The sequence below is a fragment of the Microbacterium salsuginis genome, from assembly GCF_012524205.1.
Taxonomy (GTDB): Bacteria; Actinomycetota; Actinomycetes; order Actinomycetales; family Microbacteriaceae; genus Microbacterium; species Microbacterium salsuginis.
Genome location: NZ_JABACI010000001.1, coordinates 229,890 through 242,468, shown reverse-complemented (window position 1 = coordinate 242,468; position 12,579 = coordinate 229,890). Strand labels below are relative to the sequence as shown.

At 70.7% G+C, this 12,579-nt stretch carries 12 protein-coding genes; 4 read left to right on the top strand and 8 right to left on the bottom strand.

Translation table 11 applies throughout. The features are described from left to right. Positions 1-31 precede the first annotated feature (31 nt). On the top strand, positions 32-358 hold the full coding sequence (locus tag HF576_RS01115; RefSeq protein ID WP_168910950.1) for an antibiotic biosynthesis monooxygenase family protein: 327 nt from the start codon (positions 32-34) through the stop codon (positions 356-358). 8 nt (positions 359-366) lie between these two features. Here HF576_RS01115 and HF576_RS01110 read toward each other — a convergent pair whose 3' ends face one another. Both HF576_RS01110 and HF576_RS01105 read right to left on the bottom strand, forming a co-directional pair. Continuing rightward, positions 367-1,128, bottom strand: a complete 762-nt coding sequence (locus tag HF576_RS01110) for a ZIP family metal transporter (protein ID WP_168910949.1) — start codon at positions 1,126-1,128, stop codon at positions 367-369. A gap of 102 nt (positions 1,129-1,230) precedes the next feature. Further along, positions 1,231-2,316, bottom strand: a complete 1,086-nt coding sequence (locus tag HF576_RS01105) for a Glu/Leu/Phe/Val dehydrogenase family protein (RefSeq protein WP_168910948.1) — start codon at positions 2,314-2,316, stop codon at positions 1,231-1,233. A 192-nt stretch (positions 2,317-2,508) separates the two neighbouring features. On the opposite strand from HF576_RS01105, the gene HF576_RS01100 reads away from it, so the two are divergent. Both HF576_RS01100 and HF576_RS01095 read left to right on the top strand, forming a co-directional pair. Continuing rightward, on the top strand, positions 2,509-3,312 hold the full coding sequence (locus HF576_RS01100) for a methyltransferase domain-containing protein (protein ID WP_168910947.1): 804 nt from the start codon (positions 2,509-2,511) through the stop codon (positions 3,310-3,312). 9 nt (positions 3,313-3,321) lie between these two features. Beyond that, positions 3,322-3,813, top strand: coding sequence for a YbaK/EbsC family protein (locus HF576_RS01095; RefSeq protein ID WP_168910946.1), 492 nt, complete (start codon positions 3,322-3,324; stop codon positions 3,811-3,813). A gap of 21 nt (positions 3,814-3,834) precedes the next feature. Here HF576_RS01095 and HF576_RS01090 read toward each other — a convergent pair whose 3' ends face one another. The 4 genes from HF576_RS01090 to HF576_RS01075 form a co-directional block, all read right to left on the bottom strand. Further along, a complete protein-coding gene (locus tag HF576_RS01090; RefSeq protein ID WP_168910945.1) occupies positions 3,835-5,943 on the bottom strand; it encodes a glycogen debranching N-terminal domain-containing protein in 2,109 nt (702 codons plus the stop codon). After that, positions 5,940-6,758: a carbohydrate ABC transporter permease gene (locus HF576_RS01085; RefSeq protein WP_168912014.1), complete on the bottom strand. Its 819-nt coding sequence runs from the start codon at positions 6,756-6,758 to the stop codon at positions 5,940-5,942. Before HF576_RS01085 ends, HF576_RS01090 begins: the two co-directional genes overlap by 4 nt. 89 nt (positions 6,759-6,847) lie before the next feature. Further along, a complete protein-coding gene (locus HF576_RS01080; RefSeq protein ID WP_168910944.1) occupies positions 6,848-7,969 on the bottom strand; it encodes a carbohydrate ABC transporter permease in 1,122 nt (373 codons plus the stop codon). Positions 7,970-7,973: 4 nt separating this feature from the next. Then, positions 7,974-9,230, bottom strand: coding sequence for a sugar ABC transporter substrate-binding protein (locus tag HF576_RS01075; protein WP_168910943.1), 1,257 nt, complete (start codon positions 9,228-9,230; stop codon positions 7,974-7,976). A gap of 168 nt (positions 9,231-9,398) precedes the next feature. Here HF576_RS01075 and HF576_RS01070 point away from each other — a divergent pair, with 168 nt between their 5' ends. Then, the gene (locus HF576_RS01070; RefSeq protein WP_168910942.1) at positions 9,399-10,421 is read left to right on the top strand and encodes a LacI family DNA-binding transcriptional regulator; all 1,023 of its coding nucleotides are present in this window, start codon (positions 9,399-9,401) and stop codon (positions 10,419-10,421) included. A 25-nt stretch (positions 10,422-10,446) separates the two neighbouring features. Here the strand turns inward: HF576_RS01070 and HF576_RS01065 are convergent, their stop codons facing one another. Together HF576_RS01065 and HF576_RS01060 are read right to left on the bottom strand one after the other, a co-directional pair. Further along, positions 10,447-11,580 (bottom strand): baeRF11 domain-containing protein, encoded by a 1,134-nt coding sequence (locus HF576_RS01065; protein WP_168910941.1) that lies wholly within the window; start codon positions 11,578-11,580, stop codon positions 10,447-10,449. A gap of 127 nt (positions 11,581-11,707) precedes the next feature. After that, entirely contained in the window at positions 11,708-12,526 is an 819-nt protein-coding gene (locus HF576_RS01060; RefSeq protein WP_240948608.1) for an IclR family transcriptional regulator, read from the bottom strand. Positions 12,527-12,579 lie beyond the last annotated feature (53 nt).

Genomic DNA, 12,579 nt, shown 5'->3' with positions numbered 1-12,579 from the left:
TCTCGGGAACCGGGACTGCCAGGATGTGAGCATGTCGATCGCGCTGACTCCAGAACCGCCGTACACCGCTGTCATCTTCACGTCCCTCCGCACCGGCGGCGACAACGGCTACGGCGTGATGTCGCAGCGGATGGTCGACCTCGCCTCGCAGCAGCCGGGGTTCCTCGGTGTCGAGTCCGCGCGCGAAGGACTGGGGATCACCGTCTCCTACTGGGCGGATGACACTTCCGCCGCGGCGTGGAAGCGGGTGACCGAGCACGTCATCGCCCAGGAACGCGGGCGTGCGGTCTGGTACGAGGACTATCAGGTCCGCGTCGCGACCGTCAGCCGCTCATACGGGCCGGACGGCCCGCGCTAGCGGCTCCGTCAGCCGGCGAGCTCGTGCAGGAGGAACGCGCCGAGGAAGCCGAATGTCGCCCACAGGCCGGTGAGCGCGTGCTGCTCGTCGAACGCCTCGGGGATCATCGTGTTGCACACCATCGCGAGCAGACCGCCGGCCGCGATCGTGGTGATGAGCGCGATGAGGTTCGCCGGCGCCGCCTGCAACGCCACGAATCCCAGCACTGCGGCGACCACCGTGACGAGCGCGATCCCCGTCCACAGCAGCGCGACCGACCGCCCGCCCGAGCCGCTGCGCTTGAGTGCGGCCGTCGAGCCGAGTCCCTCGGGAAAGTTGCTGATCGCGATGGCCGCCACGATCGGGATGCTGATGCCGCCTTGGAGCACCGAGAGTCCCATCACGATCGACTCCGGGATGCCGTCGATGAGGGCGCCGATCGCGATCGCCACGCCGGTGCCGCCCGCGAGCTTGGCGCCGGCGCGGCGCGCCACGATGTTCGCCGGCGGATCGGCGGGTCTCTGCTTCGGACGCGATACGAGCCAGTCCGCGACGATGTAGAGCACGGCGCCCGCGAGGAACCCGACCGTCGTCGGCACCAGGCCGCCGTCCGCGGCGGCCTCCTCGACGAGCTCGAACGCCAGGGTCGAGATGAGCACCCCGGCGCCCAGCGCCATGATGCCCGCCACCAGGCGCTGCGGGATGTCGACGAACCATGCGACGGCAGCCCCGACCAGCAGCGTGCCGCCGCCGATCAGCCCGCTCAGCGCCGCGAGCCAGATGCCGTCCATGGCGCCAACCTAGCGGTCGGCCCGGATCGTGCGGTCCAGGTTCGGCCGGTTTGCGGCATCCGTATCCTGCCGAACCTGGACCGCAGTCCGCGTGAGGTCGGGTCAGGCGGCGCCGTGCACCAGCGCCGGCCGGCGGTTGCCGGCCGCCAGACGCTCGGCGGCCAGGCCCTCGGCGGCTTCGAGCGGGGTCACGCCGCGCGAAGCCGCCTCGTCGAAGACGCGGCGCACGGTGTCGCCGATTCGCGCGACCCGCTCCATGATCTCGCTGCGCGTGCCGAGCTTCTTCGCCTCGAGGTCGAGGTAGATCACGCCCCCGGCGTTGACGACGAAATCGGGTGCGTACAGGATGCCGCGCCGGGCCAGCCGCTCGGCACCGGCACGCTCGGCGAGCGGGTTGTTCGCAGGGCCGCACACGGCCTTCGCGTCGAGTGCGTCGATGACGTCGTCGGTCAGGAGGCCGCCGATCCCCGCGGGAACGAACACGTCCGCCGGCACGAGATGCTCTTCGCCGGGCGTCGCCCATTCGGCGCCGAGCTCGCGCGCCAGGTCCCGTTTGGCGGGGTTGACGTCGGTCACGGTGAGCGTCGCGCCTTCGGCGGACAGACGGACGGCCAGCCGGCTGCCGACCTGGCCGAGTCCCGAGATCGTGACGCGACGCCCGGCCACGTCCGGCGAGCCGGTGACGCGCTCGAGGGTCGCACGCAGCGACTCGTAGACGCCGAGGCTGGTGGGTCCCGCCGGCTCGCCCGAGCCGCCGACCGTGTCGGGCAGGCCGACGACGTGCTCGGTGCGCTCGCTGACGACGAGCATGTCGTCCGTGGTCGAGCCGACGTCCTCGGCGGTGCGATACAGGCCGTGGAGGGATTCGACCGCGTCGCCCAGGTCGAGGAACGCGGCGCGGCGGCGCTCGGCGTCGAGCACCGTCCCCTCGGGCAGGGCGATCACGGACTTGCCGCCGCCCGCATCGAGTCCCGCCGCCGCGTTCTTGAGCGTCATCGCGGCCGAGAGGCGCAGCGCGTCGCCGAGCGCGTCGCTCCAGTGCGGGTAGGTCCACAGGCGCGCGCCGCCGAGTGCGGAGCCGAGCACGGACGAATGCAGCGCGACGGCGATGAACAGGCCGCTGCGTCGTCCGGTGATCACCTCCACGCGTTCGTGGGTGAAGTCGGGCAGGGGCAGAGTGTGCATCATCGCGGGTCTTCCTTCGGCGGGCCTCGTGGGCAGTGCGCTGCAGACGCCGCGGCTTTGCGGCATCCGTCTCCATTGCACACCGTCGCGACGAATTGTTCAACCGTCCCCGCGGCGATTGCGCACATTGCGTCGCGCCCGGCGACAATGACCGCGCGGAATCGTCAGAGTGTGAATCCTCGGTAGCATCGACGAATGCCCGACGCGTACACGCACGGTCACCACGAGAGCGTGCTGCGCTCGCACCGGTGGCGCACCGCCGAGAACTCCGCCGCGTACCTGCTTCCGCACCTGAAGCCCGGCATGTCCATCCTCGACGTGGGCAGCGGTCCCGGCACGATCACCGCGGATCTCGCGGCGCGGGTCGCGCCCGGCCGGGTGGTGGGAACGGATGCCTCGGCCGATGTCGTCGCACAGGCCGCGGCCGATCACCAGGCTCCGGGCCTCTCGTTCGAGGTGGGCGACGCCTATGCCCTGCCGTACGCCGCAGGCGAGTTCGATGTCGTGCACGCGCACCAGGTGCTGCAGCACGTGGAGCGGCCCGTCGACATGCTGCGAGAGCTTGGTCGCGTGGCCGGCTCCGGCGGTCTGGTCGCGGCGCGCGACGTGGACTACCTGGGCGTGATCTGGTACCCGCTCATCCCCGCCCTCGACGAGTGGCTCGCTCTGTACATCGCGACGCACCGCAGCGTCGCCGGCGAACCCGCTGCCGGGCGCCGGCTGAAGGCCTGGGCGCGCGAGGCCGGCTTCACCGACGTCCGCGCGACGGCCTCGACGTGGCTCTTCGAGGACGGGGCCGACCGTGCGTGGTGGGGCGGCATGTGGGCCGACCGCGTGCGGCAGTCGGCGTTCGCGGATGCGGCGCGCGAGACGGGCGCCGACGACGCGCTGCTGCAGCGCATCTCGGACGGCTGGCGCGAATGGGCGGCATCCGAGGACGGCTGGCTGCTGATGCCGCACGGCGAGATCCTCGCGCGCGGTCTGACCGCTCCCTCGTAGGGTGGAGCCGTGACAGAGACACCCGCCCCCGTCGACCTTCCCACGCGCAGCCGGCTCGTCCATGACGCCCTCCGCGCCTCCGGCATCGCCGGCGACATCGTGGTGCTTCCGGATGCCGCGGCCACCGCTGCGCTCGCCGCAGCGGCGCTCGGGGTCGAGGTCGGCGCCATCGCGAACAGCCTCGTCTTCTGGAGCGCCGGTGAGCCGCTGCTGGTGATGACCAGCGGCGCGCACCGCGTCGACACGGCAGCGCTGGCGGAGCGCCTGGGCCGCACCCGGATCACGCGGGCCACCCCCGAACAGGTTCGGGATGCCACCGGCCAGGCGATCGGCGGCGTCGCCCCGACGGGGCATCCGGCTCCCCTCACGACCATCGTGGACGAGGACCTCGCGCGCTACCCCGAGATCTGGGCGGCCGGCGGCACGCCGCATACCGTTTTCCCGCTGACCTACCACGAGCTCGTGCGACTCACCGGCGGGACAGTCGCCAAAGTCGACTGACGCGCAGTCCGGCGCAGCGGTCTATGAGACGCTCCGGTCCAGGATCTCGCGGCACGTGATGGCGGCCGCAGCCGACCAGGCCTGTGGCCGGCACGCCGCCGGGTAGGGGACCGGCGTCGAGGTCGCCGAGGCGGAATCGCCGGCATGCAGCTCAGGGACGCGATAGCCGAAGCCTTCGGCGGCGGCGAGCAGTTCATCGACGACCGCGCGAGCAGGCGTGAGCAGACCGGCGCGCGCCATGCCGTGTGCGCAGATCGCGGTGTCGTGAGTCCAGACACTGCCACCGTGGTACGACAGCGGCCAGTATCCGTCCGCCTGCGTCGACATGGTGCGGATACCGAACCCGCTCGACATCGCGGGACCGGCAAGGAGAGCAGCCACGTGCGCCTCTTCGTCCGGGTCGAGCAGCCCCGTTCCGAGCAGGTGACCGATGTTGCTGGTCAGCGTGTCGACCGGGCGCTTGTGCCGATCGAGCGCTATCGCGGGGTAGCGCCCTTCGGACGTCTCGACCCAGAACGACTCCGCGAACCGGGCTCGGAGGTCCGCCGCCCAGGCGCGCAGCGCGCCGGGATCGGGAGCGGCGATCGCCCGGGCATCGGCCGCGAACGCCTCGAGGAGGTCGGCACCCGCACGCATCGCCTCATACGCGTAGGCCTGCACCTCGCACAGCGCGATCGGACCCTCGGCGAGGGACCCGTCGCGCCACTGGATCGAGTCGCCCGAGTCCTTCCAGCCCTGATTGGCCAGACCGCGGCCCGTGCGGTCCACGTAGTCGAGGAATCCGTCGCCGTCGCTGTCGCCATGCTCGAGGATCCAGGTCAGCGCCCCGGCCAGCGCCGGCAGCAGCTCACGCACCTCGGCCTCGGGCATACCGGCTCGCCAGGCGTCTGCGAGCAGACACACCCAGAGCGGGGTCGCGTCCACGCTGCCGTAATACCGAGGCGGCAACGAGATGCCCTCACCCGGCAGCTCGAGGCTCGTCGCCCGGAGCTCGTGCAGGATCTTGCCGGGCTCCTGCGCGGTGTCGACGTCGTCAGCGGTGCCCTGCAGTCGCGCGAGGACGCGGAGCGTGGATGCCGCCATCCGCGTATCGAGCGGCAGCGCGAGCCGGGCGGCCCACAGCGAATCCCGGCCGAACAGGGTGAAGAACCACGGGGCGCCGGCGGCGAAGAACTCGTCGTCAGGCTCGTCGGGCAACGCGAGCCGCAGGGCGTCCAGGTCGTCGAGCGCGACCTCGAGCCAGCGGCCGAGCCGGGGGTCGTGCGCCCGCGCGGTCGCGCTCGCCGCGGTGGCCTTCCACGGAGCCGGCGACCCGGGAGCGCGCACGACCAGGGCGTCGTCGTGAAAGTCGAGCTGCCAGCTCACCGTCGCGGACCCCCGGGCGGGCACCGTGAGGTCCCACTCCGCGATGAGGGCGCCCGACTCGTCGCGAACCGTCGCGCCGGGAGCCTGGAGCGCGAACCGCTGGTCTCCGGCAGCGGCGATCGCGGTGGCTGCGCCCACGCCGCCGGAGGCTCCGCTCGACGCGTCTGGGCCCACGCGGCCGGAGGCTCCGCTCGACGCGCCAGCGGCGAGTGGAGGGGCCGTGGGGACGTCGAGTGGAGGGGCCGTGGGGACGGCGAGTGGAGGGGCCGTGGGGACGGCGAGTGGAGGGGCCGTCGGGACTGTCACCTGCAGCAGGGCCGTGCGGGGCCGGGCGTCGCCGGACTTCACTTCGTGCAGCCACGCGAAATCGGGTTCCAGACGCAGCGACAGCGCGGTCCGGAGGGGCGCACTGAGATGCGAGCTGACGGTGACCGTTTCGACGACGCTTCCCGGGGTCACGCGCCGATCGCGGGTCAGACGCACCTTGGGATCGGGCCACGCGTCGTCCAGACCGCGGAGCAGCCCCTCGAAGACCACGCGGTCGGCGCCGTGAGCGGCCGTCGAGATCCACTCGATCGCAGACCCGTCGCACGTCAGCCGCTGCGCCCGGACGTGCCGCACATCGCCGTGGTAGATGCCGTCGATCGGCGCGGCGCCGATCTCTCCATCGCGGCCCGACCACACCTGCGTCGGCGCGCGGAAGGCGATCACCGCGTCGCTCAGCAGCGGCTGCAGTGGCGGTGTGCTCGAGGTGGGGGAGTTCATTCCTTGACGGCTCCTTCGCTGGCGTTCAGGATGCGCCGCTGGAAGATGAAGAACATCACGGCGACCGGGACCGTCATGATGAGCGCGGCGGCGAGTTTGAGGGGGTACTGCGTGCCCTGACTCAGCTGGCCCGAGGCGAGCGACGCCACGCCCTTGGTCAGGGTCGTCAGCTCCGGGGACTGCGTCGACACGATGAAGTGCGACAGCTCGTTCCACGATCCCTGGAAGGACAGGATCACGATCGTGATCAGCGCCGGCCGCGCCATGGGCAGCACCACCGACCAGAACAGGCGGAAGGTGCCCGCGCCGTCGATGCGCGCCTGCTCCTCGACCGAGACCGGGATCGATTCGAAGAAGTTCTTCATGATGAACACCCCCGCCGCATCGACGAGCAGCGGAAGGATCATGCCGGCGTACGAGTCGTAGATGCCCAGCTGGTTGATCACGAGGAACTTCGGGATGAGCAGCACGACCGTCGGCACCGCCATGACCGCGACCACGGCGGCGAAGACGACACCGCGGCCCCGGAAGTGCAGGCGAGCGAGCGCGTAGCCGGCGAGCGAGCAGAAGAACACTCGGCCGAGCGTCACGAAGACGGTGACGATCGCGGAGTTGGCGAACCACACCGGAAAGTCGCTGCGCAGGAAGAGCTGCTCGTACGCCGCGGTCGACCAGGTCTGCGGAATCAGCGAGACGGGGTTGACCGCCGCCTCGGCATCCGTCTTGAACGAGGTCGAGACCTGGACCAGGAACGGATAGATGTAGACGATGGCCAGCGCGATCAGCAGCGCATAGAGAGCGATCTGCCACCCCATGCTCGCGCGGAATCGGCGCGGTGACCGCTTCGCAGGCGCCGGCTGACGCTGGCGGACGAGCACGTCGGTCTCGGTCACGGTCGTGCCGGTCACTGCGCGTCACCTCCTCCGGTGGGTGCCGGGCGCCTGGGCTGATACTGGCGTGCTCGCCGCTTGGACACCGGTCGCTCGCGCAGCACCCAGCGCTGAAGGATCGTGAACAGCACGATGATGCCGAAGAGGATGAACGCGATCGCTGCCCCCTGTCCCCAGTCCTGATCGAGGAAGGCCGACGAGTAAGAGAGGTAGGCGGGCGTGAGCGTCGTCTTGCCCGGCCCGCCCTGCGTGCCGGTGTAGATCTGGTCGAACACCTGCCAGCAGCCGATGAGGCCGAGCGTGAGCACGGTGAACAGGGTCGGCCGCAGCTGGGGCAGCGTCACGCGCCAGAATCGCTGCCACGCGTTCGCACCGTCCATCATGGCGGCCTCCTGGATGTCGCCGCCGATGTTCTGCAGCGCGGCGATGAAGAGCAGCATGAACGTCCCGCTCGTGGTGAACACCGCCATGAAGATGAACGCCGTCATGGCGACCGACGGCCCCGCGAGCCAGTTCCACCACGACAGCCCCAGGAAGTCGTTCTCGGTCAGGAATGCGGGGCCGGACGTGACGCCGACCGCACCGAGGGCATTGTGAAGGATGCCGCTGGGATCCTGGAACCAGTTGGGCCCGTTGATGCCGACCCACGACAGGATCTCGTTCACGACGCCGGACGCCGAGAAGAGGAACAGCCACAGCACCGTGATCGCGACGGACGCCGTCACCGAGGGGAAGTAGAACGCGGTGCGGAAAACCCCTCGCCCCCGCAGGATCGCCCGGTTCACGAGAACAGCGAGAAAGAGCGACAGCGCGGTCTGGAGGGGGACGACCAGCAGCACGTACCACGCGTTGTTGCGCAGCGCGGTGCCGAAGTCGCGCGTGGGCAGCCCGCCGTCGACGGTGATCGCCGCGTAGTTCTCGAGACCGACGAAGCCGACATTCCCCGACAGTGGGCTGCCGCGGCCGGACCAGTCCGAGAAGCTCACCCACAGCGCCATCAGGACCGGGACGAGAAGGAACACTCCCAGGATGACGATCACCGGGGCGGTGAACAGCCATCCGGCGAGCGCCTCCCCGCCCCGGATCCCCGAGCGGGGCGCCCGGCTGCGGGGAGGCGCCGAAACGGCCGAGGCCATGCGATCAGCCCACGACCGATTCGACGTTGCTCTGAACGGTGTCGAGGATCTGCTGCGGATCGCCCGTCTTCAGACCCTCGAGCTGGGCGTTGAAGTCCGTGATCACCGCCGCGATGCCGTCGTTGGTCGGAACGCCCTGCGCGTAATCCGCGCCGGCGAGGAACGGCGCGAGCTCGGGATTGTCGCTCGTCCACTGCTCGGCGGCCGACTCGACGGACGGCATGGGGCCGAACGCCTCCGAGAACGCGAGCTGCTGCTCGGCACTCGTCAGGTACTCGATGAGCTCGAGCGCACCCTGCTGATTCGGGCTGTCGGCCGCCATGCCCCAGCAGTTCGTGAACTGCATCGTGCCTTGACCGGCCGGACCCTCGGGCAGCTCGGCGACGACGTACTCCACATCCGGGAAGTCGTTCGTCATGGCGCCGGTGATCCAGTTGCCCTCGATGGTCATCGCGGACAGCTGCTTGCCGAACGCCTCGCCACCCCAGCCGGCGCCGAGGTCGGAGGAGTACGCGAAGCTTCCGGCGTTCATCTGCTCCTGCACGTACGTGAGCGCCTCGACGTTCTCGGAGCTGTTCGCGACAGCCTGCGTGCCGTCGTCGCTGACGAGCTGCCCACCCGCCTGCGCCATGAACGCGCCGATGCGCTGATACTCCGGTCCGAATGCGAGCCCGGTGACGCCTCCGGTGGTGAGCGTCGCCGCGACCTCGGCCAGCTGGTCCCACGTCGTCGGGATGTCGGCATCGGTCAGGCCTGCGGCATCCCACAGTCCCTTGTTGATGATGAGCTGCAGTGTCGAGAAGTCCTTCGGGGCGCAGTAGAACTCGTCCTCGAAGGTGAAGTTCTCGACGAGCGACGGATAGAAGTCGTCCTTGTTCTCGAGCAGGTCGCCGTAGGGGAGGATCGAGCCGTTGCCGGCATAGCCCGCAAGGGCCTCGGTGGCGAGATAGAACACGTCGGGCGGGGATCCGGCAGCGAATCCCTGCGACAGCTGCTGAGGCAGGTCATTGGCCACCTGCACCTCGGCGTCGATGCCGGATTCTTCGGACCAAGCGGCCACCGCTTCTTCGACGGCCGCCGTCTCGGCCTCGCCGGAGGAGCCGATGAGGACCGACAGCGCGTCGTCGCTGGAGGTCAGCTCGCCATCGCCGCCGCCGGCGGTGTCGTCGGTGAATCCGGAGCCGCAGGCGGTCAGCGCAAGTGCTCCGGTGAGCAGGAGGGCGCCCGTGCCGAGGAGGGCGCGCGTGGTGTGCCGTGTCATGAGTCTCTCTCCTTCGATGAGTCGTGACGGATCGATCAATGCGGAATTGGAACGATCAAAATCTGTTGCCACCCTCACGTTAGGAAGGCGGTCGGCGCGCTGTCAATGCCCGCGGGCGGGTCATAGGATAACGATTTGAACGATCTCATCCGGCGCGAAAGGTCGAGTATGGCGAAGACGCCCACCGTCGAAGACGTCGCGCGCGCAGCTGGCGTGTCTCGCCAGACGGTGTCGAATGTGCTCAACACGCCCGAGATCGTGCGCGAAGCGACCCGGGAGCGGGTGCACGGCGCGATCGCCGAACTCGGCTATCGCCCTCACGCGGCGGCGCGAAGGCTGCGCACCCGGCGCAGCTCGACGATCGGCATCCATCTCGATCCCTACGCCGGCGGGATCTCGGGCGTGGTCCTCGACCGCTTCGTGCACGCCCTCACCGAACGCGCCGGCGACCGCGGGATGCGCATCCAGCTCTATGCGGCGCGCACGCCCATCGACGAGATCGACCGGATGCGGGAGCTCACCGAGAGCGGCGAGGTCGACGCCGTCATCATCACCGGCACCTTTCACGGGGATCCGCGCACGCGCTGGCTTGCCGAGAACGCCGTTCCCTTCGTCTCCTTCGGCCGGCCGTGGGGAGAGGACGACGTCGCCTCGCCCGCGCACCTCTGGGTGGACGTCGACGGCGCCGCGGGTACGCGCGCCGCCACCGAGCATCTGCTGGCCCATGCGGGGGAGCGCATCGCCTTTCTCGGCTGGCCCGCCGGATCGGGTACCGGCGATGATCGGGAACGCGGCTGGCGAGAGGCGATGGCTGCGGCGGGTCGGAGTGCGACGCGGCTGACATCCGAGGAGAATGTCGGTCGCGCCCGGGCCGTCGTCGCCGCGGCCCTCGCAGAGGATCGCGAGGACCGAGCCGCCATCGACGGGATCGTGTGCGTGAGCGACTCGCTCGCGATCGGTGCGCATCTCGCGGCCGCATCCGCCGACAGGCCTGACCTTCCGGTGATCGGCTTCGACAACACGCCGGCGATCGAGGCGATCGGCCTCTCGAGCGTCGAACAGCTCCCCGAGCGCGTGGCGTCGGGTGTGCTCGAGCTGCTGATGGGGCCGACCGGAAGCGTCGTCGCTCCCCGGGTCACGGCATCCGGTGAGGCCCACGTGCTCGTCGAACCGCGGCTGGTCCTGCGGTAGCGCCCACGCCGAGGCCGGCAGAACGTCAGCGAGGCGACGCGACCGGGATGCGCAGCGTCGCCGCGACAGGCGAGCCGTCGACGAGGTCGCGGTTGCGAACGGCGCGCACGCGGCCTCCGCTGTGGAGCACGCGCGAGACGATCTCGTCGACGAGGCGCGGCGCGTCGGCCGCATCGCCCGAATCGGCGTCGGCCCGGCGCACCTGCCCGAACTCGTCGACGGTGCCGGTGTCGTCGGCGTCCAGGTCGAAGCGCAGCTCGTCGATCGCGGCCTGAGCGGAGGCGGCCGCGACCTCGGAGAGGCTGCTCGTGGCCAGGCCCTGCGAGCGAAGCGTGCCGAAGCGCTCCTTCCACTCCGCGGTCTCGGCCGCACGCAGGCCATCGAGCATCTCCCGTGCGAGGCGATCGATCTCGGCGTCGTCGAGCGACTCCGGGTGCGCCGTGATCCCCTCGGGCTGGAGCGCGGCATGGGTGTTCACCGCGCGATAGGCGGGCTCCAGCGCCGCCGAGGCCGACAGCACGAGCGGGACGTGATCCGGAGCGATCCGGACGACCTCGTCGTTGACGACACGGCAGTACCGCTCCTGCTCGACGCGGTCGCCGTTCGCGCCCTGGGCTCGTCGCCGGTCGAGCTGGCCGTCGTTCACGGCGTGGACGAGCATCAGCTCGTGGTCGTCGGGCAGGTCCAGCGGGTGCTCGACCGGTCCGTGATCGGGACCGATCTCGGTCAGCCGGACCAGTCCTTCCGCGAGCTGCAGCACGAAGGCACGTTCGGGATACGTGGTGGCGCGAAGCAGCGGGGCGACATCGAAACGGTCGCCCACGGTGATCACATCGCGCAGGTGGTGGGGAAGGCGGAAGGCCTCCAGCCGGCCGGGCGAGGCGAACGCGACGATCGATCGCGACTGGCGCGACCAGAACTCGTCGTCGGTGAGGAGCGACCCGAGCGCATCGATGACCGCGCGGCCGGCGCCGTGCGGGAGATCCTGCCGCTCCAGCCGCCGTTCCGCCTCATCGATCGCGTCGCGCAGGGCGATCCTGACCCGCTCATGATCCTGCGGCAGCGGAGAGGATCCGAGCGCGATCGTGACCGACGGGATGTCACGGTGGTCGATGAGTTCGATGAGGTGCGCGTCGTCGGGAATGTCTGCGGGCAACATGTGGCGACTCAAGCACGCGCGCACGGGACGCCACAGGGGGTTGCGGACCGGCCACGATCGGACTAGCCGTGGCTATCGTCCGGCCCCCGCGCTGAACGGGCCAGGTCGACAAGGCGATCGGGACGCGTCAGCGCGAACGGCCGCGGCCGATCCGGCGCTCGAGCTCTGCCGCCGCCGTCGCCGCGAGCGTGGTCAGCGCGTCAGGGTCGTGCTCGGCGTCTGCGCCGACCTGCCCGGTCCCGTCCTCGGCGACCGGCCAGGTGACCGCGATCGCCGCCGCGGGCCACCCGGTGTGGTCGCGCACGACGACGCCGATCGAGCGCATCCCGAGCGTGATCTCGCCGTCCTCCGACGCGTGGCCTCGTGCGCGCACCTCGCGCAGCAACGCCTGGAGTTCGCCGGGCCGGCCAGGACCGCGCCCTGTGCGATCGGAGAAGGCCGTGGCATCCGGGAACAGCGCCCGCACCTGCTCGCGCGGAAGCGCCGCCAGCATCGCCCGCCCCGTGGCGGTGAGATGCGCCGGCAGGCGCACTCCCACGTCGGTGACGAGGGCCGGTCGCCGCGGCGCCCGCTCTTCGACGATGTACAGGACGTCGCGGCCGTGCATCACGGCGAGGTGCGCGCTCTCGTGCGTGCGGTCGACGAGGTCGGCCAGGACCGGACGGCCGAGCCGTGCGAGGGGCTCCTGGCGCGCGTAGCCCCCGGCGAGCTCGAAGGCGGCGATGCCGAGACCCCACCGGCGGTCCTCCGGCAGATGGACGACGAACTGGTGCTCCTGCAGCGCCGCGAGCAGGTGATACACGGTCGAGCGCGGAATGCCGAGAGCCGTCGCCATGGTCCGCGCCGGCACCGGTCCACGCTGGCGTGCGAGGAACGACAGGATGCGCAGCGTCTGATCCGCCGCGGGCACCTGGGGGCGACCGTCGGTCGCGAATTCGTCTGGCATGACAGACACAGGATGCCACGGCCCGGTGTCGCACGGCAGCCCGGCGGTGTGGA

Excerpts from the sequence above, each read along its gene's own strand:
- HF576_RS01070 (WP_168910942.1), top strand. The coding sequence starts at position 9,399 with ATGGCGAAGACGCCCACCGTCGAAGACGTCGCGCGCGCAGCTGGCGTG.
- HF576_RS01075 (WP_168910943.1), bottom strand. The coding sequence starts at position 9,230 with ATGACACGGCACACCACGCGCGCCCTCCTCGGCACGGGCGCCCTCCTG.
- HF576_RS01110 (WP_168910949.1), bottom strand. The coding sequence starts at position 1,128 with ATGGACGGCATCTGGCTCGCGGCGCTGAGCGGGCTGATCGGCGGCGGC.
- HF576_RS01100 (WP_168910947.1), top strand. The coding sequence starts at position 2,509 with ATGCCCGACGCGTACACGCACGGTCACCACGAGAGCGTGCTGCGCTCG.
- HF576_RS01080 (WP_168910944.1), bottom strand. The coding sequence starts at position 7,969 with ATGGCCTCGGCCGTTTCGGCGCCTCCCCGCAGCCGGGCGCCCCGCTCG.
- HF576_RS01115 (WP_168910950.1), top strand. The coding sequence starts at position 32 with ATGTCGATCGCGCTGACTCCAGAACCGCCGTACACCGCTGTCATCTTC.
- HF576_RS01065 (WP_168910941.1), bottom strand. The coding sequence starts at position 11,580 with ATGTTGCCCGCAGACATTCCCGACGACGCGCACCTCATCGAACTCATC.
- HF576_RS01085 (WP_168912014.1), bottom strand. The coding sequence starts at position 6,758 with ATGGGGTGGCAGATCGCTCTCTATGCGCTGCTGATCGCGCTGGCCATC.
- HF576_RS01060 (WP_240948608.1), bottom strand. The coding sequence starts at position 12,526 with ATGCCAGACGAATTCGCGACCGACGGTCGCCCCCAGGTGCCCGCGGCG.
- HF576_RS01105 (WP_168910948.1), bottom strand. The coding sequence starts at position 2,316 with ATGATGCACACTCTGCCCCTGCCCGACTTCACCCACGAACGCGTGGAG.
- HF576_RS01090 (WP_168910945.1), bottom strand. The coding sequence starts at position 5,943 with ATGAACTCCCCCACCTCGAGCACACCGCCACTGCAGCCGCTGCTGAGC.